This is a genomic window from Comamonas sp. w2-DMI (assembly GCF_040187735.1).
Taxonomy (GTDB): domain Bacteria; phylum Pseudomonadota; class Gammaproteobacteria; order Burkholderiales; family Burkholderiaceae_C; genus Comamonas; species Comamonas terrae.
This window is the reverse complement of the sequence record NZ_JBANEL010000005.1, coordinates 1-19,630: the sequence shown is the minus strand read 5'-3', so window position 1 is coordinate 19,630 and position 19,630 is coordinate 1. Positions and strand designations below refer to the sequence as shown.

Annotated in this window: 18 protein-coding genes and 2 pseudogenes; 9 read left to right on the top strand and 11 right to left on the bottom strand. The window is 68.7% G+C overall.

The window, feature by feature from the left end:
- Positions 1–10: 10 nt before the first annotated feature.
- The 6 genes from hutC to V8Z74_RS07025 all read left to right on the top strand — a co-directional run bounded on the left by hutC (position 11) and on the right by V8Z74_RS07025 (position 7,876).
- Entirely contained in the window at positions 11–739 is a 729-nt protein-coding gene (hutC, locus tag V8Z74_RS07050; protein ID WP_066475149.1) for a histidine utilization transcriptional repressor HutC, read from the top strand.
- A 199-nt stretch (positions 740–938) separates the two neighbouring features.
- The gene (gene recQ, locus V8Z74_RS07045) at positions 939–2,858 is read left to right on the top strand and encodes a DNA helicase RecQ (RefSeq protein WP_066475155.1); all 1,920 of its coding nucleotides are present in this window, start codon (positions 939–941) and stop codon (positions 2,856–2,858) included.
- A gap of 110 nt (positions 2,859–2,968) precedes the next feature.
- Positions 2,969–4,342 carry an aspartate aminotransferase family protein gene (locus V8Z74_RS07040; protein WP_066475158.1) on the top strand — a complete coding sequence of 458 codons (1,374 nt, stop codon included), beginning with the start codon at positions 2,969–2,971 and terminating at the stop codon, positions 4,340–4,342.
- 204 nt (positions 4,343–4,546) lie between these two features.
- Positions 4,547–5,608, top strand: coding sequence for a GNAT family N-acetyltransferase (locus tag V8Z74_RS07035; RefSeq protein ID WP_349708679.1), 1,062 nt, complete (start codon positions 4,547–4,549; stop codon positions 5,606–5,608).
- Positions 5,605–6,561 carry an arginase family protein gene (locus V8Z74_RS07030; protein WP_349708678.1) on the top strand — a complete coding sequence of 319 codons (957 nt, stop codon included), beginning with the start codon at positions 5,605–5,607 and terminating at the stop codon, positions 6,559–6,561. The genes V8Z74_RS07035 and V8Z74_RS07030 overlap by 4 nt, the downstream gene beginning before the upstream one ends.
- A gap of 46 nt (positions 6,562–6,607) precedes the next feature.
- A complete protein-coding gene (locus tag V8Z74_RS07025; protein WP_349708677.1) occupies positions 6,608–7,876 on the top strand; it encodes a class I SAM-dependent methyltransferase in 1,269 nt (422 codons plus the stop codon).
- Between the two features lie 56 nt (positions 7,877–7,932).
- Here V8Z74_RS07025 and V8Z74_RS07020 read toward each other — a convergent pair.
- The 10 genes and pseudogenes from V8Z74_RS07020 to V8Z74_RS06975 form a co-directional block, all read right to left on the bottom strand.
- Positions 7,933–9,175, bottom strand: a pseudogene (locus tag V8Z74_RS07020) (DegT/DnrJ/EryC1/StrS family aminotransferase).
- Positions 9,168–9,653: a DMT family transporter gene (locus V8Z74_RS07015; RefSeq protein ID WP_066475168.1), complete on the bottom strand. Its 486-nt coding sequence runs from the start codon at positions 9,651–9,653 to the stop codon at positions 9,168–9,170. Before V8Z74_RS07015 ends, V8Z74_RS07020 begins: the two are co-directional and overlap by 8 nt.
- A 1-nt stretch (position 9,654) precedes the next feature.
- Positions 9,655–10,023: an EamA family transporter gene (locus tag V8Z74_RS07010; RefSeq protein ID WP_349708676.1), complete on the bottom strand. Its 369-nt coding sequence runs from the start codon at positions 10,021–10,023 to the stop codon at positions 9,655–9,657.
- Positions 10,013–10,942, bottom strand: coding sequence for an alpha/beta hydrolase (locus tag V8Z74_RS07005; RefSeq protein ID WP_349708675.1), 930 nt, complete (start codon positions 10,940–10,942; stop codon positions 10,013–10,015). Before V8Z74_RS07005 ends, V8Z74_RS07010 begins: the two co-directional genes overlap by 11 nt.
- Positions 10,939–11,649: an MtnX-like HAD-IB family phosphatase gene (locus tag V8Z74_RS07000; protein WP_349708674.1), complete on the bottom strand. Its 711-nt coding sequence runs from the start codon at positions 11,647–11,649 to the stop codon at positions 10,939–10,941. The genes V8Z74_RS07005 and V8Z74_RS07000 overlap by 4 nt, the downstream gene beginning before the upstream one ends.
- The gene (locus V8Z74_RS06995) at positions 11,642–12,607 is read right to left on the bottom strand and encodes an HlyD family secretion protein (protein WP_083526560.1); all 966 of its coding nucleotides are present in this window, start codon (positions 12,605–12,607) and stop codon (positions 11,642–11,644) included. The genes V8Z74_RS07000 and V8Z74_RS06995 overlap by 8 nt, the downstream gene beginning before the upstream one ends.
- Positions 12,604–13,365: an ABC transporter ATP-binding protein gene (locus tag V8Z74_RS06990; RefSeq protein WP_066475421.1), complete on the bottom strand. Its 762-nt coding sequence runs from the start codon at positions 13,363–13,365 to the stop codon at positions 12,604–12,606. The genes V8Z74_RS06995 and V8Z74_RS06990 overlap by 4 nt, the downstream gene beginning before the upstream one ends.
- 19 nt (positions 13,366–13,384) lie before the next feature.
- Positions 13,385–13,738 (bottom strand): ABC transporter permease, encoded by a 354-nt coding sequence (locus V8Z74_RS06985; protein WP_349708673.1) that lies wholly within the window; start codon positions 13,736–13,738, stop codon positions 13,385–13,387.
- The gene (locus V8Z74_RS06980; protein ID WP_349708672.1) at positions 13,702–14,538 is read right to left on the bottom strand and encodes a hypothetical protein; all 837 of its coding nucleotides are present in this window, start codon (positions 14,536–14,538) and stop codon (positions 13,702–13,704) included. Before V8Z74_RS06980 ends, V8Z74_RS06985 begins: the two co-directional genes overlap by 37 nt.
- On the bottom strand, positions 14,535–15,980 hold the full coding sequence (locus tag V8Z74_RS06975) for an efflux transporter outer membrane subunit (RefSeq protein ID WP_245633321.1): 1,446 nt from the start codon (positions 15,978–15,980) through the stop codon (positions 14,535–14,537). Before V8Z74_RS06975 ends, V8Z74_RS06980 begins: the two co-directional genes overlap by 4 nt.
- Positions 15,981–16,316: 336 nt before the next feature.
- Here V8Z74_RS06975 and V8Z74_RS06970 point away from each other — a divergent pair, with 336 nt between their 5' ends.
- Both V8Z74_RS06970 and V8Z74_RS06965 read left to right on the top strand, forming a co-directional pair.
- Complete coding sequence (locus V8Z74_RS06970; RefSeq protein ID WP_066475193.1) at positions 16,317–17,039, top strand: response regulator; 723 nt, start codon at positions 16,317–16,319, stop codon at positions 17,037–17,039.
- Positions 17,024–18,199: a sensor histidine kinase gene (locus tag V8Z74_RS06965; RefSeq protein ID WP_066475202.1), complete on the top strand. Its 1,176-nt coding sequence runs from the start codon at positions 17,024–17,026 to the stop codon at positions 18,197–18,199. The genes V8Z74_RS06970 and V8Z74_RS06965 overlap by 16 nt, the downstream gene beginning before the upstream one ends.
- Before the next feature lie 108 nt (positions 18,200–18,307).
- Here V8Z74_RS06965 and V8Z74_RS06960 read toward each other — a convergent pair whose 3' ends face one another.
- Positions 18,308–18,946 carry an MBL fold metallo-hydrolase gene (locus V8Z74_RS06960; protein ID WP_349708671.1) on the bottom strand — a complete coding sequence of 213 codons (639 nt, stop codon included), beginning with the start codon at positions 18,944–18,946 and terminating at the stop codon, positions 18,308–18,310.
- A 360-nt stretch (positions 18,947–19,306) separates the two neighbouring features.
- Here V8Z74_RS06960 and pntA point away from each other — a divergent pair.
- A pseudogene (pntA, locus tag V8Z74_RS06955) lies at positions 19,307–19,630 on the top strand (Re/Si-specific NAD(P)(+) transhydrogenase subunit alpha); the annotation flags it as partial.

Below are 19,630 nucleotides of genomic sequence, written 5' to 3'. Positions count from 1 at the left end.
AATCGATGGCATGGAAAAACGCTCTTCCACTTCGCTGCACGGAAAGATCCTCACCGAGATCGAGCAGAACATCCTCAGTGGACGCTGGCCGCCCGGCTACCGCATTCCGTCGGAGATGGAGCTGACCGCGCATTACCAGTGCTCGCGCATGACGGTCAACAAAGTCCTGACCCAGCTGGCGCAGGCCGGGCTGCTGGAGCGCCGGCGCAAGGCCGGCAGCTTCGTGACCCAGCCGCACACCAGCTCGGCCGTGCTGGACATTCCCGACATCCGCCAGGTGGTGCTGGGCATGGGCAAGGAATACGGCAGCCGGCTGCTGAGCCGCAAGCAGCGCCGCAGCACGCGCGACGACATGCAAGCCATGCGCATGGACAAGGCAGGCCCCGTGGTGCACGCGGTCTGCCTGCACATGGCGGGCGCGCGGCCCTTCTGCCTGGAGGACCGGCTGATCAACCTGGAGTCCGTGCCCGACGCGGGCCGGGAAATGTTCACCGAGCAGAGCCCGAGCTCATGGATGGTCAGCCATGTGCCCTGGAGCTCGGCCGAGCACCGCATCCGCGCCGAGGCCGCAGGCGAGGACAACGCGCAGCTGCTGCAGGTGGCGCCGGGCTTTCCCTGCCTGGTGATAGACCGCCGCACCTGGGCGGGGCGCCTGCCGATCACCTTTGTGCGCATGACCTATCCGGCCGACCTGTACGAGCTGGTTGCGCATTTCTCGCCGTCCACCATCGCCGCCTAGCCCTGCCCCTGGCGCCGCCGGCGGCGAGCGGCATATCCCGGCGCGCCGCAGATGCATGGGGACGGGCGCACAATATGGCCCTCCGAATGGCGCATGCCCGTCCCTGCGGCGGCACTCCGTTGCGCTGAGATATACAAGAAATCGGCCTCCAACCCTTGTGTGGAGAGCGCAATAAGCTATCAAATCAAGAGTCATCCCGGTGTCCCCTGAGCAATCTGTCCTGCAAGCTGTCTTCGGCTACGAGCAATTCCGCGGCCCGCAGCAGGCCATCGTCTCGCATGTGATCGCCGGCGGGGATGCGCTGGTGCTCATGCCCACGGGCGGCGGCAAGTCGCTGTGTTACCAGGTGCCGGCCATCGTGCGCCAGCAGCAGGGCAAGGGCGTGGCCATCGTGGTGTCGCCGCTGATCGCGCTCATGCACGACCAGGTGGGCGCGCTGGAGGAGGCCGGCGTCAGCGCCGCCTACCTGAATTCCACGCTCAGCTACGACGAAACCCAGGACGTGGAGTGGCGCCTGCAAAGCGGCGACATCACCATGCTCTACGCAGCGCCCGAGCGCCTGAACACGCCGCGTTTCCTGGGCCTGCTCGACGACCTGCACGCCCAGGGCAAGCTGTCGCTGTTCGCCATCGACGAGGCCCATTGCGTGAGCCAGTGGGGCCATGACTTCCGCCCCGAATACCGGGCGCTGACGGTGCTGCACGAGCGCTATGCGGGCGTGCCGCGCATCGCGCTCACGGCCACGGCCGACGCGCTCACGCGCGCCGACATCATCGAGCGCCTGCACCTGGAGGCCGCGCAGCAGTTCATCAGCAGCTTCGACCGGCCCAACATCCGTTACCGCATCGTCGAGAAAAAGGACGTCACGAACCAGCTGCTGCGCTTCATCGAGCGCGAGCACGAAGGCGAGGCCGGCGTGGTCTACTGCCAGTCGCGCAAGCGCGTGGAAGAACTGGCCCAGACGCTGGCGCAGAACGGCATCCATGCCTTGCCCTACCACGCGGGCCTGCCGGTGGAGATGCGCCAGCAGCACCAGGACCGCTTCCTGCGCGAGGACGGCGTGGTGATGTGCGCCACGATCGCCTTCGGCATGGGCATCAACAAGCCCGACGTGCGGTTCGTGGCCCATGTGGACATGCCCAAGAACATCGAGGGCTACTACCAGGAGACCGGCCGCGCGGGCCGCGACGGGCTGCCGGCCGAGGCCTGGATGGCCTACGGCCTGTCCGACGTGGTCAACCAGCGCCGCATGATCGACGAAAGCCCGGCCGAGGAAGGCTTCAAGCAGGTCATGCGCGGCAAGCTCGACGCGCTGCTGGGCCTGGCCGAAGCCACGGACTGCCGCCGCGTGCGCCTGCTGGCCTACTTCGGCGAGCAATACGGCGCCGGTCCGCAGGACGACGGCCGGCCGCTGCAGGCCGTGGCCGGGGCACGCAGGCTGCAGTGCGGCAACTGCGACAACTGCCTGGAGCCGCCGGCCCTGTGGGACGGCACGGACGCGGCGCGCAAGCTGCTGTCCACCATCTACCGCGTGCACGAAACCAGCCGGCTCACCTATGGCGCGGGCCACATCATGGACGTGCTGCGCGGCAAGCTCACCGACAAGGTCGCGCAGTACGGGCACGACAAGGTCTCGACCTTCGGCCTGGGCAAGGACTATTCGGAGCCCCAGCTGCGCGCCGTCATGCGCCAGCTGCTGGCCACGGGCGCCCTGGGCCTGCACAAGGTGGTCAGCGAAAACAGCGGCCATGTGTTCGACACGCTGTGCCTGACGCCCGGCTCGCGGGCCGTGCTCAAGGGCGAAGTCACCGTGCAGCTGCGCGAAGCCGTGGCCGCATCGCGCAGCAAGGCCACGCGCCGCGGCAACCAGCCCAATGCGGCGGCGGCCAACCTGGGGCCCGATGCCCAGGTGCGCTTCATCAACCTCAAGGCCTGGCGCGCCGAAGTGGCCAAGTCCCACAACCTGCCCGCCTACGTCATCTTCCACGATGCCACGCTGGCCGCGATTGCCGAACTCAACCCGCAGTCGCTGCAGGACCTGCAGGGCGTGAGCGGCATGGGGGCCAAGAAGCTCGAGGCCTATGGCGCGGAGGTGCTGAGGGTGGTGGCGCAGGGGTAAGGGCGGCGGCGCGGCTGCGCCGCCTCCACAATTTGCACACAATTGCTCGACAGGGCGGAAAGATTGCATGGCCACACTGCGCCCGCATACTTTCCGGAGCCCTTCCTGCTGTGATCAATACCGCTCAACTGCTGGCCGACGAGGCCCAATACTGCTCGTTCGGCGACACCGTCCACTACGTCAATCCTCCCAAGATCTTCACCGGCTGCGAAGGCAGCTACATGTACGACGACGCGGGCACGCCTTATCTGGACCTGCAGATGTGGTATTCGGCCGTGAACTTCGGCTACAAGAATCCGCGCCTGGAAGCCAAGATGATCGAGCAGCTCAAGGAGCTGCCCCAGGTTGCCAGCCAGTACCTGCACCCGACCAAGATCGAGCTGGCCAAGTTCATCGCCCAGGACGCCGAGAAGAAGTGGGGCCACAAGGGCCGCGTGCACTTCAACGTGGGCGGCGCCCAGGCCATCGAGGATTCGCTCAAGGTCGTGCGCAACGCCAGCAACGGCAAGAGCCTGATGTTCGCCTTCGAGGGCGGCTACCACGGCCGCACGCTGGGCGCTTCCAGCATCACCTCGAGCTACCGCTACCGCCGCCGCTTCGGCCACTTCGGCGACCGCGCGCAGTTCATTCCCTTCCCCTATCCGTTCCGCCGCCCCAAGGGCATGACGGCCGAGGAGTATTCGGACCAGATCGTGCGCGAGTTCGCGCGCAAGTTCGAGAACGAATACCACGCCATCTGGGACCCCAAGACCAACCAGTGCGAATACGCGGCCTTCTACGTGGAGCCCATCCAGGGCACCGGCGGCTACGTGGTGCCGCCGCCCAATTTCTTCAAGGGCCTGAAGAAGGTACTGGACGACCATGGCATCCTGATGGTGGTCGACGAGATCCAGATGGGCTTCTGGCGCACCGGCACGCTGTGGTCGGTGGAGAACTTCGGCGTCAACCCCGACGTGCTGGTCTTCGCCAAGGCGCTGACCAACGGCCTCAACGCCCTGTCGGGTCTGTGGGCGCGGGAGGAGCTGATCAACCCCACGGTCTTCCCGCCGGGCTCGACCCACTCCACCTTCGCTTCCAACCCGCTGGGCACGGCCCTGGGCCTGGAAGTCATGAAGATGACCCACGAGATCGACTTCGGACGCCAGGTGCGCGAATCGGGCGCCTACTTCCTCGAAGGCCTCAAGGAGCTGCAAAAGCGCCACAAGGAAATCGGCGACGTGGACGGCCTGGGCCTGGCGCTGCGCGCGGAGATCTGCACCGATGACGGCTTCACGCCCAACAAGGCGCTGCTGGACAAGATGGTCGACATCGGCCTGGAAGGCGGCCTGGAGTACCAGGGCCAGAAACGCGGCCTGGTGCTGGACGTGGGCGGCTACTACAAGAACGTGATCACCTTCGCGCCGTCGCTGATGATCACGCGCGCCGAGATCGACGAAGCCATGGTGCTGCTGGACCAGCTGCTGACCAAGGCAAAGCAGGCATAACACCCCCTGAGCGGCTGCGCCTGGGCGGCCCCGCCGCTTCCCTCTCTCTTCGGGAGGGGGGCATACGGGCAGCCGGGGACGCCCTCGCTGCGGGGCGGCGGGGCCGCCCAGGCCCTTGCTCGGCGTCTCTGGTTTGGGTCGTGCCAGTTTTAAATACTGCAGTCGTGCGCAGGCATGCCAAGAAACTGAATACGAAAAGGTGCAATGGCGACGGAGAATTTCCGCAACCAGCTCGAACCCGCCGGCCTGCTGCGGCAGTTCGCAGACCATCCGCCCGAGGGGTTTGCGCTGCTGCAGGACTGGCCGGCGCCGGCCTTCACGGCCCCGTTCGACCTGCTGACCACCGCAGATGACGCGCTCAAGGCGCGTCTTTTGTCATTGCCGGGCGGTTCATGGCTCAGCCGCAAGCTGCGGCTGCCAACCGATTTCGTCGGCACCACGGTCAGCGAGTATGCGCTGCTGCCGCGCGGCCAGGATGCGGCGGCCCAGGCGGCCGCGCTGCGCGAGCATGCGGGCCGCAGGCAGCTGACCATCGTCAAGGACCTGCCCCAGGACTCGCCGCTACTGGCTGACGGGGACAACGACCATGCGCGCGCACTGGCCGATGCGCTGGCCGGGGCCGGCTTCATCCTGGTCGAGGGGCAGGCCCTGGCCTATGTGCCCATGGACTTTGCCAGCCTGGACGAGTACCTGGCACGGCTGTCCAAGAGCCGCCGCAGCAATCTGCGGCGCAAGCTCAGGAGCCGCGCGCAGCTGAAGATAGCGCGCATCCCCACGGGCGAGGCCTTTGCCGGCGACGCGCGCGTGGATGCGTATTACGCGCTGTTCGAGGCCGTCTACGCGCAAAGCGAGATCCATTTCGACAAGCTCACGCGCGGCTTCTTCGCCGGCCTGCTGCGCGACGCCGGCAACGGCGGCATCGTCTTCGAATACCGCGACGCGGCCAGCGATGCGCTGCTGGGCTGGAACCTGTGCTTCGAGCATGGCGGCCGGCTGATCGACAAGTACATAGGCCTGTCCTATCCGGCCGCACGCGAGGCCAATCTCTATTTCGTGAGCTGGATGGTCAATCTCGAATACGCGCTCGAGCGCGGCCTCACGCACTATGTGGCCGGCTGGACCGATCCCGAGGTCAAGGCCCAGCTCGGTGCCCGCTTCACGCTCACGCGGCATGCGGTGTTCATCCGCAATCCGCTGCTGCGCGCGCTGGGGCGGCGCTTCGCCGGGCATTTCGAGAGCGACAGCCAGTGGAAGGAGCCGGCATGACAGGGCAAACGGCGATGCCGGATGTGGAGTTTCTGCCGTCGCAGCGCCCCGTGGTGCTCGATGTGGACGGTTCGGTGGGCCATCTTCCGGCCGAGCTGCGCCTGCCGCTGGGCCCGTGGCAGGAGGGCGTGCGCTTCGGTTGCGGCCTGGCGCGCTTTGCGCAGTTCGGCGCCGAGCTCAATGCCGCCCTGCCGCGGCACCATGGCACGGTGTTCATGGGCAGCGGCGACTTCCACCATTTCTCCTGGCCTCTGATCGAGCGCTGCATCGCGCAGCAGGGCTTTGCGCCGGAGCGGCCGCTGCGCGTGGTGGTGCTGGACAACCATCCGGACAACATGCGCTTCCCCTGGGGCGTGCATTGCGGCTCCTGGGTGCGGCGCGTGGCCCTGCATCCGGCCGTCTCGCAGGTGCACGTGGCCGGCATCACCTCGGGCGACATCGGTCGCAAGCATGCCTGGGAGAACTACTTGGCGCCGCTGCGCGCGGGCAAGCTCACCTACTGGAGCTGCGGCGTGGACACGGGCTGGGCGCGGCGCGTGGGGGCGGGCAAGGCCTTCCGCAGCTTCGCCAGCGTGGCCGAGCTGGCGCAGGCGCTGGCGCGCCACCTGAACGCCTGGCCGCAGGACACCTATCTGAGCATAGACAAGGACGTGTTCGCGCCGGAGGTGGTGCGCACCAACTGGGATCAGGGCCGCATGCTGGAGAGCGAGGCCCGGCGCATCATCGAGGCCCTGCGCGGCCAGATCGTGGGCAGCGACGTCACGGGCGATGTCTCGTCCTGGCGCTACACCACCTGGTGGAAGCGCCTGCTGAGCGCCGGCGACGGCCAGGACACCGAGATCGACCCGGGCACGCTGGCGGCCTGGCAGGCCGGCCAGCACGCGTTCAACCAGCGGCTGTTCGCGCAGATCGCTGAAGCGGCCGGCACGGCCGCAGACAATGACACGGCCTAGACAAGAACAATCCGCGACCCCACTGGCCCATTGAGGAGGAGACACCATGATCGACCGGCTGACAGAAAACCTGCTGCGACGCGCTTTCGAGCCGCTGGTCAGGCAGGGCCAGTTGGACGTGGTGCTGCCCTGGGGCCGCGAGCTGCGCTTTGGCGATGGGGGCGAACCCCGGGCGCGCATACGCTTTGCCGACCGGCGCGCCCTCTGGGCGCTGCTGCGCGACCCGGACCTGAACTTCGGCGAGATGTTCATGCAGGAGCGGCTGGTGGTGGAGCAGGGCACGGTATACGACGTGCTCGAGCTCGTGCTGCGCGGCGCGCGCGAGGTGCCGGTGCCGGCCAGCGTGCGCATGCTCGATGCCTGGCGCATGCGGCTGCGCCCGTTCCTGCAGAACAACCTGCGCGGCAGGTCGCGCGCCAACGTGGCGCACCACTACGATCTCGACGACAGGCTGTACCAGCTGTTCCTGGACCCGGAGCGCCAGTATTCGTGCGCCTACTTCGAGCGCGGCGACGAGACGCTGGAACAGGCCCAGCAGGCCAAGATGCGCCATATCGCGGCCAAGCTGCTGGTGGCGCCCGGCCAGCGCGTGCTCGATATCGGCTGCGGCTGGGGCGGGCTGTCGCGCTACCTGGCCGAGGTGGCCGGCGCCGGCCATGTGACGGGCGTGACGCTGTCGACCGAGCAGCTGGCCGGCGCCCGGCAGCGCGCCGCCGCCTCGTCCTGCGCGGCCCAGTTGGAATACCGGTTGCAGGACTACCGCGACATCGATCCGGCGAAGGACGGCCGGTTCGACCGCATCGTCTCGGTAGGCATGTTCGAGCATGTGGGCACCCAGTTCCACGATGCGTTCTTTCGCCAGTGCCGCGAGCTGCTCAGCGACGACGGCGTGATGCTGCTGCACTTCATCGGCAACAGCGACGTGCCCGATTTCAACAATCCCTGGATAGAGCGCTACATCTTTCCGGGCGGGCATATCCCGTCCATGTCGGAGTTCACGCCGGCCATCGAGCGCGCCGGCCTCGTGATCTGCGACATCGAGGTGCTGCGCCTGCACTATGCGCGGACGCTGCGCATCTGGCGCGAGCGCTTCCTGGCCCGGCGCGCGGAGGCCAGGGCGCTGTACGACGAACGCTTTTGCAGGATGTGGGAGTTCTACCTGTCCATGTCCGAGACGGCGTTCCGCTACCAGGACATCGCCATTTTCCAGATCCAGCTCGCACGCCGCCAGGAAGCCGTGCCGCTCACGCGCGACTACATCGGGCAGCGCGAAACGCAGCTGCGCGAGCGCGAGCAGGCGCTGTCGCGCTATTGAAAAAGGTGCTGCCTGCGCTTGTGCCGGCTCACATTTGTCAATGAATGCATTGGAATTCAAGCATCGGCAAGCGCTGATTGCTCCAGAATCTGAAGCAGGCCGGCAAAGCGCCCGTCATCCAGCCACGGGCTGTTGCTGATGGCCAGCAGCCGGCCCGCCCAGTCGCGGGCCTGCTCCACAGGGTCGTGGCGGGCCGCGTCCAGCACATGGTCGTAGCGGCCGTAGTCGGTCAGCACGTGGACGAAGGGCAGGGACAGGCCGCTGCCGTCGCCCCAATGCGCGCGCAGCAGCGCGTCGCGCGCCGCGCTGCGCGGCAGGCGCAGCAGGATCACGGGCCAGGTGCCCCGGGCCGGGCGCGGCGTCCGCGACGACTTCGAGGCCCGGGATGGCGGCCAGTTGCGCACTGCGCCGCTGCGCCTGCCCGGCGGCCTGCTGCTGGAAGGCGGCAAGGCGCTCCAGCGCCCGGCAGCCCACGCGCCGGCGCCAGCGGCCCAGCGGGTGCTGGGGAATGAAGTCGTCGAAATCGTCGCCCGCGGCTTGCACCCAGTCATGGCGTGCCAGCGATTGCTGCAGCGGCGCGCCATAGGCCAGATGCAGGCCCGCGGGGCGGTAGAGCGCGGCATAGCCTGCAAGCTCCACGCTGCGGCGCAGCTCCCACCAGGGGCTGGGCCGGACGGTGGCGGCGCTGGTGGCGCGCAGCGCCTCGCGCACAGCGGCGTCGCGCGCGGTCAGCACGCCGCCCTCGAAGGTGGTCAGGCCCTTGCCCACGGCCAGACTGTAGAAGCCGATGTCGCCCAGCGTGCCTGCGGGCCGGTCGTTCGGCTGCGGTCCGAATTTGGCCCCCAGCGCCTGGGCGGCATCCTCGACCACATAGGCGCCCACGGCATGTGCGCGGTCCATCGCCATGGCCACGTCGGCCACGCGGCCGCACAGATGCGTGGGCAGCACGGCCAGCGTCCGTTCGCTGCACAGCGCGCGCAGGGCCTGCGGGTCCATGTCGAGCGCGTCGGCGCGCAGGTCGCACAGGCGCAGCCGGAGCCCGCATTGCGCCACGGCCAGGGCCACGAGCGGGCAGGTATAGGCGGGGGCAATGACTTCGCTGCGTCCGGGGGCCAGCGTTTTCAGCGTGCGCAGGGCCACCATGAGCGCCGAGGTGCCCGAGCATTCGAGCTGGACCTGGTGGGGCAGGCCCAGCCACTGCGCGAGCCGTCCGGCCAGATCGGCATCGCCCCAGGGCCGCAGGTCCGCCAGCCGCAGCGGCAGGCCCGCGGTCGGCGGAACCGTGGCCGGCCTAGCCATGGCGACGGGGGGCGGGCGGATGCTCCATGAGGTGTGCCGCACCCGCGCTGGCCGAGCCCGCGCCGGGATTGCCGCCCGCATGGCCGGCCGCATCGCCGTGTTCATCGGCCTCGCGGGTTTCGCTGACGGCCAGGCAGGCAATGCCGGCCACGATGAAGCCGCAGCCCATGATCTGCGGCCAGCCGATCTGCTCGCTGAACAGCCAGTGGGAAACCGCCAGCACCGAGATGATCTCCAGGTGCGAGGCCGCGAACGCCGGGCCTATGGGCGCGCGCTGCAGCAGGCTCATCCAGGTGAAGAAGGCGCCGATGTAGCCCACGAAGGCGCCGTAGATCCAGGGCTGGCCGAACACGCGCAGCAGCCAGGCCGTCGACATCTCCAGCGGCAGGGCCGATTCGCCCGCGTACTTGAAGCTGATCTGGGCCAGGGTGTCGAAAGCCATGAGCACCAGAAAGCCGATGATGTAGAAACGCTTCATCTCAGTGCAGCCCCACCACCGCCACGCCGATGGAGACCAGCACGATGCCGGCCACGCGCATGGGCGCCAGCTTTTCCTTGAACAGGATGCGGCCCAGGATCATGATGGCCACGATGTTGATCGAGCCCAGCAGCACGCCGTCGGACAGCGGCACCAGCGACAGGAATGCCAGCCAGGCCAGGAACTCGGCCACATAGCAGGCGCCGCCGATCCAGATCCAGGGCCGCGAGAGCATGAAGCGCCAGCGCGCCATGCCTTCGCGTTCGCCGGGCTCGCTGGCGGCGGCCTTGAAGGCCAGCTGTCCGCCGCTGTCCACCAGCACGTTGACGATCCAGAGCGTGACGACCAGGGGCGAAAGCTCACTGCCCATGGACTTCGACCTTGAGCGGGGCGGCAGTGCGCGCGATCTGCGCGACGAACTCGTTCATCTTGGCAATCACGGTGCGGCGCTCGCGGTCGATGGTGATCATGTGGTAGCAGTTGTCGAGCAGCACCAGCTCCACATGGGCGTTGCTGGCGCCGCGCACGATGTCCTGCGCGTTGCCGACCGCAGAGATGTCGTCCTCCCTGGCATGCACCACGAGGCAGGGCGAGCGCAGCCGGCCCAGGCGCGAGCGCACGTGGGCCGAGAGGCGGCGCAGCTCGATGATGGACCACCAGGGGTTGCCGGGCAGGCCCGCGGCGCTGCTGTCGCCGCTGTGCATCTGCTCGACGATGCGCGCGCGCAGCGCCTCGTCCTTGATGCCGTAGGGCGGAGCCTCCATGAAGACGTTGTTGCGGCCGATGCCGAGCAGCCGGAACAGCGGCAGCAGAAAGGCCAGCCGCGTGTAGAAGGGAATGCTCCAGCCGTCGTAGCGGAAGGTGGTCGAGAGCGCGCACACGCCGGCCACGTCTTCCGGGCGGTCCTCGGCCACGGCCAGCGACAGCAGCGCGCCCATGGACAGGCCGCCCACGACCACATGGTCCACATGGCCGCGAAAGCGCTGCAGGCCCGAGGCCACGCTGGCCAGCCAGTCGCCCCAGCGGGTGTCGACCAGGTCCTCCATGGTGCCGCAGTGGCCGGCCAGCTGCACCGCATAGACGGTGAAGCCCTGCCTGTTCAGGCCCTTGCCCAGCACGCGCATCTCGGCGGGCGTGCCCGTGAGGCCGTGCACCAGCAGCACGCCGGTGCGGGCATGGCTGCCAGAGCCCGGCATGACGAATTCATGGGGCGTGAGGCACAGGCTTTCCAGCCCGGCCGTGTTGTCGCTGTCCTGCAGCTGAGCGAAGCCTTGGGCCATGTCGTTCATGCCGGCTGCTCCAGTCCCAGCAGCGTGCGTTCCAGCAGGGCGGTGGCCTGGCCGAAATGCGTGAAGCGCGCATGTGCGATGCCCTGGCTTTCGCAATAGTCGACGAGCTTGTGCTTGGCCAGCACGAAGTCGGCCTTGCCCGAGACGCAGAAGTCCGAGCTGCCGTCGCCGATATAGAGCACGCGGCCGTGCATGGCCTGCTGCTCGGCCAGGCGCTCGCACTTGCAGTTGCCGCTGGCGCGCGCGCAGCGCGCGCTGGCCCAGGGCGATTCCAGGCGCCATTGGCGCTCGCCGGTCTGCACCAGATGGTTGGCAATGACTTCCAGGTCGCCCAGGCCGTGGCGGCCCAGTACATGGCGGATCGCATAGTCGATGCCGTCGCTGACCACCTGCACCTTGACGCCGTGCAGCCGGGCCTCGGCCACGAAGCCCACGAATTCGGGATCGATGGCTATGGTGTCCAGATGGGCCTGCAGCTCGCTTTCGCTCATGTCGAGCAGGGCCACCTGGCCCTTCATGCATTCGCGCGAGCCGATGTCGCCGCGCTCCCAGGCATCTTCCAGCTCCTGCCAGCCCGGCTTGCCGAAGCGGTTGAGCAGGGTATCGGTCACGTCGAGCACGCTGATCGTGCCGTCGAAATCGCTCTGGACCATCCAGCCGCCCTGATGGGAGCCGTTGGCCGGGTACAACTGAATGCGCTTATTCATGGAAGCTCACCCTCACGTTCTGGCCCACCTTGGCCTGTGCCGGAGCCTGGTCGAAGCTCAGCACGCACTCGATGACGCGTATGGGGCCGCGTTGGGCGTCATCCTGCAGCCGCGCGGTCCCGTAGACGGGGCTCACGCGCAGCACGGTGGCATTGGGAAATGAGACGGCCGCGGCGCCGCCGTCGCTGTCGGCCACCACGGTGGCATGCATGCCTTCGCGCACCACGTTGGCAAAGCTCTCGTTGAGCTCGGCCCGCACGATCAGCGGACGCTTGGGCAGCAGCACCAGGGCCGGGGCGCCGGGCTGCACATTGGCCCCGGCATGGGTGGCGATGCGCACCACGGTAGCCGCCTCGGGCGCATGCAGCTCGAAGCGTTTCTGCTGCGCGCGCAGCTGTTCCACCTTGCGCTGCGCGACCACCACTTCGGCGGCCGCCACGTCGATTTCGGACTGCGCATCGCGCAGTGCCTGGGCGGCCTCGTCCACGTTCTGCGCATCGGCCGCGCCTTCCCTGGCGGCGGCCTGCCAGCGCGCCAGCGTCTGCTTGAGCACGGGCAGGCGCGCTAGGCGCGCCTTCTGCCGGGCCTGGGCCAGTTGCCATTCGGATTCGGCCACCGACAGGTCGGCGCGTGCGGCGTCGTCGCCCACGCGCAGCAGCAGCTGGCCGCGCTGCACGGCCTGGCCTTCCTTGACGGACAGCTGCTGCACGGTGCCGGCCGCCGCGGCCGACAGCTCCATCAGGCCGCCTTCGACGTCGATCTTGCCGCGCGCCATGGCCACGGGCGCATTGTTCTTGGCCTGCGCCGCGGCGGAAGAGATGGCCGAAGGCGTATCCCGGGAGGGCGAGCAGCCCGAGACCGCGAAGGCCGAGGCCAGGATCAGGGCCGCGGCCAGGCTGCAGGGCAGAGGCTGCGCAACGGGGCTCCGGTCGGCGCGGCGGGAGCGGTAAACATTCATGGGACTTGTTCCTTGAGAGGGCTGGTCTGGCGCCAGTCGCTGCGGATGGCGCCGTCCTCCATGCCCAGCACGCGGTCCGCGTGGCGCACCAGGCGCGGGTCGTGGCTCACGCACAGCACCGTGGTGCCGTGCGTGCGCGCCGCGCGGTGCAGGATGTCGATCACGCGCTGGCCGCTTTCGGCATCCAGCGCGCTGGTGGGTTCGTCGGCGAACAGCAGCTGCGGCTCCTTGGCCATGGCGCGGGCAATGGCCACGCGCTGCTTCTCGCCGCCCGACAGCTGGGCCGGCCGCATGTGGCTGCGGTGGGACAGACCCACCTCGTCCAGCGCCACCTTGGCGCGGCGCAGCGTCTCGCGGCTGTCCAGGCCCATATAGCCCAGCGGCAGCTGCACCTGCTCCAGCGCCGTCAGCGCGGGAAACAGGTTGAAGCCCTGGAACACGAAGCCCGTGTAGCGCAGGCGGAATTTCTCGAGCGCGCGCTGGCCCATGCGGCCCAGGTCCTGGCCCAGCGCCAGGGCCTGGCCGCTGTCGGGCGACTGCAGGCCCGACATCAGCGACAGCAGCGTGCTCTTGCCGCAGCCCGAGGGGCCCGAGATCAGGCTGAGCTCGCCCGGATACAGGGTGACGGAGAGATCCTGCAGCACCTGGACCTGCACCACGCCGCTCAGAAAGGTCTTGCACAGGCGCACGGCCTCCAGGCTGGGCGCCAGATCGGGCTTGAGCGGCGGTGCCATGGCGGCGTGTGCGGCAGTGTTCATGGTGGTCATGCCGTGCCTCTCAGCGCAACAGCGTTGCGGGATCCGCGCGCAGCAGGCTGCGCATGGCGCCCAGGCCGGACAGCAGCGACAGCACGGCCACCAGCACCGCACAGGCCAGCACGGCGGCCAGGTTCAGCGCCACGGGAACGCGGTAGGCCGCGGCAATGCTCAGCAGCACAGCGCTGGCGAGGGCCGCGAGCACAAAGCCCAGGCCGCCGATCCAGCAGGCCTGCTCGACCACGACGCGGCCCAGCGCGCCGCGGCTCACGCCCAGCGCGTTGAGCACGGCGTATTCGCGGGCCGAGCCGGCCACCACGGCCTTGAGTGACTGGCTGGTCACGACCGAGCCGACCAGGCAGACGATGATGGCCATGAACAGCACGCCGGCGCCGCGCCGGTGTCGAGCATCCAGTAGCGCTGCGAGCGGCGGGCAAAGGACTTGGCGGTCCAGGCCTCGTAGGGGCCGAAGCCGGACACGGTATGGGACAGGCGCTGCTGCACGGCCTCGGGCCTGGCGCCGGCGCGCACGCGGGCCACGAAATAGGTGCTGGCATTGCTGCCGGCAATCTCCCGGGCCGTGGCCAGGGAGGCAATCACGTTGGCGCCGCCCAGGCCGCGCAGGCCATCCACGGCGGCCACGATATGCACTGCATGGTTGTTGACCCAGGCCGTGCCGCCTTCGGGCGTGCCCAGCGTGTCGAGGTCGGCCCGGTCCACGATCACGGCACCGGGCTCGCGCAGGCGCTGGCGCTGCCAGGATGTGAGGAGCTGGGTGAACATCATGGAGTCGTCGGCCGTGCTGATGCCCGACAGGTAGATGGAGACGCCGCCGCTGGTTGTATCGGGGCCGGCGCCGTAGTGGGCGGGTGCGGCGGCGCGCCAGTCGCCGTCGATCCAGACATAGGGCTCGACGGCGGCCACGTCGGGGTCCATGCGCACGCGCATTTCCACGTCGCTGCCGATGTTGCGGCCGAAGTTCACGCTCTGCGTGCCCGGATAGCCAACCCAGATGTCGGCGGAGGAGGCCGTCACATAGACCGCGGCGGAGCCGAAGATGCCCAGGACCAGCGCGGCCTGCATGGCCAGCAGCACGCCCGAGAAGCCGACTGCGAAGACCGAGGGAATGAAACGGCGCCACTCGTGCACCAGCGTCTTGCGTGCCAGCGCGATCATTGGCGGGCCTCCGCGGAGGCGGTGCCGCCGGCCGTCTGCTGCAGCAGCGGATCCAGCGGCGCGCCGCCCAGCGCCTTGTACAGCGCGACATAGGCCAGGGACTGCGCGGCCTGGGCCGTGGCCATGTCGCTTTGCGCTTGCAGCAGCGCGCGCTGCTCGTCCATGGCACCCAGGGGGCTGTCCAGGCCGAGCTTCTGGCGCACGCCTTGGGCGCGGACCTGTTGTTGCAGCAGAGTGCCCGTCTGCTCCAGCTGGCGCTGGCGCTCCTGCTGCGCCGCCATCGCGGCCAGCGAGGCTTCCACATCGGCGATGCCATTGAGTACGCTCTGGCGGTAGCCCTTGATGGCGGCCTGCAGGCCCAGTTCGCCGGCATCGGCCTGGGCGCGGCGGCGGCCCCAGTCGAACAGCGGTATGTCGATCTGCGGCCCGAACACGGGCATGTAGTCGGACGTGGTCCTGAAGTTCTGCGTCAGGTTGTACGAGTACAGGATGGAGCCGGTCAGCGTCAGCCGCGGATACAGCGCGGCATGAGCGATGCCGGCATCGGCCGCCGCGCGTTCGACGGCGGCCTCGGCGCTCCGGATGTCGGGCCGGGTGCGCAGCATGTCGGCCGGCACGGCCGCCGGGGGGCGGGCCTGCGGCGCCGGCAGCGCAGCCTGGGCATCGGCGGCCAGCCAGGCGGCGTCAGGGGCCGTGCGGCCCAGCAGCGCGGCCAGGCCATGGGCGGCACGCGCCTGGGCGGCAACGACCTCGGCCAGCTGGCCCGCCGTCTTGCTGCTTTGCAGTTGCTGCTGCTGCACGGCCAGGCTGCTGCCCAGGCGCTGCGTGCGGCGTACCTGCAGCAGGCGCAGCGCGTCTGCATCCAGCGTGCCCAGCTGCGCATACAGCGCGCGCTGGCGCTGGGCCAGGCGGATATCCAGGTAGCGGTGGACCACATCGGCCACCAGGGCCACGCGGGCCGCATGCAGCTGGGCCTGGGCGTCGAGCAGGCCCGCATCGGCCGAGCGCTGCGCGGATTCCGAGGCGCCGAACAGGCCCAGATCCCAGCTCACGTCGATGCTGGCGTGGAAGTACGAGTCGACGGCCGCGATGTCCTGCAGCGTGCGTGCGCCGGCCGTCACGCCGGGCATGTAGGCGGAGTGCGCGGTGCCGGCCAGCAGGCGCTGCTGGCGCACGCGCAGCTGTGCCTGCGCCACGTCCAGGTTCTGGGCCAGGGCTTCCTCGACCAGGGCATTGAGCTGCGGGTCGTTCCAGGCCTGCCACCAGCTGCGCAGGTCGGGCGCCGGCTGGCGGCCGGCATCGGCCGTCTGCTGGCTCCAGTGCGCGGGCACGGAGCGGTCCAGCTCCACGGGCAGGGGCGCGGCGCAGCCGGCCAGCAGCGCGACAGCGCCCAGGCACCAACCGCTTATGCGGGCAAAAGGAACATGGATGGCAGGTTTCACGGCAACGCGACGGGGGCAGAAGGCTGGTGAAAATCCGGACACCAGCAGGCAAAAAGGGAGAGACAAGCCCCCAAGGTCGGTATTGGATAAGGCAAAGCTTGCGCCTCAATGCATGGTTTATGTAGGAAATATGGAGATTGCGCTGTGCTTCTGCGCCGCGCGATTGTCATCCCATAATGCGCCGTGGTACACCGCGACGACCCTTGTGTTGCGGTGTTTTTGATCGGGGCTTGTGCAGGCGGACAGCCGTCCGTGGCTATGGCCGGGCCGGCTGCGGCCCGGGCCGGCTGCGGCCCGGGCCGGCCGGCTTGCGCAAGCCGTGTCGGTGTTATTGCTATGAACTCTTTTGCACAGCCTGCAGCCACGCCCCTGGTGCTGGTCGTCGAGGACGAGCCCGGCATTGCCAGCATCCTGAGCGCCTACCTGGAGCGCGACGGACTGCGTGCGCGCGTGGCCCAGGACGGCGAGGAAGCGCTGCAGCTGTTTCGCCAGCTGCGGCCGGATCTGGTGCTGCTGGACATCCATCTGCCCAAGGTCGACGGTGTCGACGTGCTGCGCGTGATCCGCAACGAAGGCCAGGTACCCGTCATCATGGTCACGGCCCTGGCCGGGGATGTGGACAAGCTGCTGGCCCTGCGCATGGGAGCCGACGACTATGTGGTCAAGCCCTTCAATCCGCCGGAGGTGGTGGCGCGCGTGCGCGCGGTGCTGCGCCGCACCCAGGCGCAGCCGGCCGCGGTGGCGGCTCCGATACGCGTGGGCCCCATAGAGATCGACGAGCAGGCCCACAGCGCCGTGGTGTACGACGCCAAGGGCTTAGCCACGCCGCTGCCGCTGACGCTGACGGAATTCCGGTTGTTGGCCTGCCTGGCCGCCCAGCCGCGGCGCTGTTTCTCGCGCGCCTACCTGATCGAGAACTGCCTGCCCGAGAGCGATGCGCTGGAGCGCGTGATCGACTCCCATCTGTCCAAGCTGCGGCGCAAGCTGCAGCAGGCCGGGCAGGACGGCCTGATAGAGACGGTGCGCGGCATCGGGTACCGGCTATGGCCCTGGGACTGAACCGCATCTGGGTACGCTTCGGCCTGTGGATCACGGCCACGGTGCTGGTCACCATCGCCTCGCTGACGCTGGGCGTGCTGGTGTTCTCTGAGCTGCAATACCGCGACTTCTACAAGAACCTGCCCGCATCCGTGCAGGCCGAACTGGACGAGCTCAATGCCCGCAAGCTGGACGACAGCCCGCGCGCACTGCAGATCTACAGCCAGTACTGGGACGGCGGGGACCTGTATTTCGGCGAACGCTGGTCGCTGCTCATCGGCCTGGCGGTCTGCGTGCCCCTGGGGCTGGGCGCGGGCTTCTGGGTGTCGCGGCGCATCACGCGGCCGCTGGCCTCCATGGTGGAAGTGGCCAAGCGCGTGGAGCAGGGCGACCTGGCCGCGCGCGCCGTCAAGGGCAAGGCCCATGGCGAGATGGCCGAGATGATCGACACCTTCAACGGCATGGTGGACTCGCTGGAGACCCTGGAGAACGAGCGCCGGGCCACGGCGGCCTCCATCTCGCATGAACTGCGCACGCCCCTGACCGTGCTGCAGGCGCGCCTGCATGCGATGTGCGACGGCGTGATCGACGCCAGCCCCGCCGAGATCCGGATGCTGCTGTCGCAGGTCGAGCACCTGGGGCGGCTGGTGGGCGACCTGCACACGCTGTCCATGGCCGATGCCGGCCAGCTGTCGCTGCAAAAGCGCAAGCTCGACCTGGCCGAGCTGGTTGGCGAAGTGGTGGACCAGCTGCACCCGCAGCTGCAGGAGCAGGGCATGCAGCTGTCGCTGACGCTGCCCGTGCAGGAGGGCTCGGGCACCACGGAAATCCGCGCCGACGCCGACCGCATGCGCCAGATCATCTCCAACCTCATCAGCAATGCCATGCGCCATGCGGGCAGCGGGCACTGGCTGGGCGTGGAGGTGGCGACCGAGACCGACGCGCAGCTGGAGCAATGGGTGGTGCTGCGCATCAGCGATGCGGGCCCGGGCCTGCCCGCAGAGCTGCAAAGCCATCCGTTCCAGCGCTTTGCCCAGGCGCCGGGCAAGCGCCGGCGCGAAGGCTCGGGCCTGGGCCTGTCCATCGTGCGGGCGCTGACGGTGCTGCAGGGCGGCACCGTCCACGCCGACAGCTCGGAGCGCGGCGGCGCCCGCTTCAATCTGCGCTTTCCTAGAAGTTGACACCCCCTGAGCGGCTACGCCGCTTCCCCCCAAGGGGACGACGGCCTCGCGGCGGGGCGGCCCTTGCTCGCCGTCCCGCGCTTGGGCCGCGCCAGTATCAAGGGCCTGTTATGTCCCGCTGACGTAGGGATTCATCTTGCGTTCGCGGCCAAAGCTGCTTTCGGGGCCGTGGCCCGGGATGAACACGGTCTGGTCGCCCATGGGCCACAGTCGCTGGACGATGCTGGAGATCAGCTGTTCATGGTTGCCCTGGGGAAAGTCCGTGCGGCCGATGCTGCCGGCAAACAGCACGTCGCCGACAAAGCAGCGGTCGATCTGCGGCGCATGGAACACCACATGGCCGGGCGTATGGCCGGGGCAGTGGCGCACCTTCAGGGTCTCCTGGCCTATGGACACCGTGTCGCCATCGTGCAGCCAGCGCGTGGGGGTGAAGGGCTCCGAGTGCGGGAAGCCGAACATCGCGCCCTGCTGCGGCAATGCCTCGATCCAGAACTGGTCTCCGGGATGCGGGCCGATGATGGGCAGTTGCTGCGCATCGGCCAGCTCGCGCGTGCCGCCCGCATGGTCGATATGGGCGTGCGTCAGCCAGATGGCCTTGAGCTTCAGGCCCAGGCGCTCGACTTCCCAGCCGATCTGCTCGAGGTCGCCGCCCGGATCGATGACGGCCGCGTCCATGGTCTGGTCGCACCAGACCAGCGAGCAGTTCTGCTGGAAGGCGGTGACGGGGATGGTGTGGTATTGCAACATGGGTGACTTGTAATTTTCAGCTAATTGCGTAGCCTCGCTCGGCGAACTCCGCAAGCATGCCATGACAGGCCATGGGCATCAAAAATGCTCGCCCGGACCGTCCCGGCATCCTCCATATGCGCTAGCGCAGATACGACTGCCCCAATCGGGCGCGGTCTGCTACAAAGCGCCTAGCGGGCAAACGCTCCATCGAAGCGGCCCACCCGGTTTCAGGATTTCAGGCCGTGCGTCGTCCGTGCCGCTCACTTCCCGCCAGCCCGCTTCCTCTCCGGAACGGGTGAGACTGCGCCGGATGCAGGGAGCGCCCCACGAGAGACGCAAAGCCTGGTGTGACGATTTCAAAACTCCAGGAGATCTCCCATGCAGACCAGTCCCAGCCCTACGCCGCAGTCCGCCGGCACCCCCCAGCCTAGTGATGCCCAGCGTAGTGAACCCCAGCGCATAGGCGTCCCCAAAGAAACCTTCCCGCTGGAAAAACGTGTCGCCACCGTGCCCGACGTGGTCGAGAAGCTCATCAAGCTGGGCTTTCAGGTCGCGGTCGAATCCGGGGCGGGCGAAGCCGCCCACTTCAGCGACGACGCCTATCGCGCCGCGGGCGCCGAGATCCTGCCCGATGCCGCGTCGCTGTGGGCTGCGTCCGACATCGTGCTCAAGGTGCGCCCGCCGAGCGAGGCCGAGGTGGCG

Coding starts and splice junctions, on each gene's coding strand:
- V8Z74_RS06990 (WP_066475421.1), bottom strand. CDS start 13,365: ATGAACACTGCCGCACACGCCGCCATGGCACCGCCGCTCAAGCCCGAT.
- V8Z74_RS06995 (WP_083526560.1), bottom strand. CDS start 12,607: ATGAATGTTTACCGCTCCCGCCGCGCCGACCGGAGCCCCGTTGCGCAG.
- V8Z74_RS06980 (WP_349708672.1), bottom strand. CDS start 14,538: ATGATCGCGCTGGCACGCAAGACGCTGGTGCACGAGTGGCGCCGTTTC.
- V8Z74_RS07005 (WP_349708675.1), bottom strand. CDS start 10,942: ATGAACGACATGGCCCAAGGCTTCGCTCAGCTGCAGGACAGCGACAAC.
- V8Z74_RS07015 (WP_066475168.1), bottom strand. CDS start 9,653: ATGAAGCGTTTCTACATCATCGGCTTTCTGGTGCTCATGGCTTTCGAC.
- V8Z74_RS07025 (WP_349708677.1), top strand. CDS start 6,608: ATGATCGACCGGCTGACAGAAAACCTGCTGCGACGCGCTTTCGAGCCG.
- V8Z74_RS06970 (WP_066475193.1), top strand. CDS start 16,317: ATGAACTCTTTTGCACAGCCTGCAGCCACGCCCCTGGTGCTGGTCGTC.
- hutC (WP_066475149.1), top strand. CDS start 11: ATGGAAAAACGCTCTTCCACTTCGCTGCACGGAAAGATCCTCACCGAG.
- V8Z74_RS06960 (WP_349708671.1), bottom strand. CDS start 18,946: ATGTTGCAATACCACACCATCCCCGTCACCGCCTTCCAGCAGAACTGC.
- V8Z74_RS07035 (WP_349708679.1), top strand. CDS start 4,547: ATGGCGACGGAGAATTTCCGCAACCAGCTCGAACCCGCCGGCCTGCTG.
- V8Z74_RS07010 (WP_349708676.1), bottom strand. CDS start 10,023: ATGGGCAGTGAGCTTTCGCCCCTGGTCGTCACGCTCTGGATCGTCAAC.
- V8Z74_RS06965 (WP_066475202.1), top strand. CDS start 17,024: ATGGCCCTGGGACTGAACCGCATCTGGGTACGCTTCGGCCTGTGGATC.
- V8Z74_RS07000 (WP_349708674.1), bottom strand. CDS start 11,649: ATGAATAAGCGCATTCAGTTGTACCCGGCCAACGGCTCCCATCAGGGC.
- V8Z74_RS07030 (WP_349708678.1), top strand. CDS start 5,605: ATGACAGGGCAAACGGCGATGCCGGATGTGGAGTTTCTGCCGTCGCAG.
- V8Z74_RS06985 (WP_349708673.1), bottom strand. CDS start 13,738: ATGGCCATCATCGTCTGCCTGGTCGGCTCGGTCGTGACCAGCCAGTCA.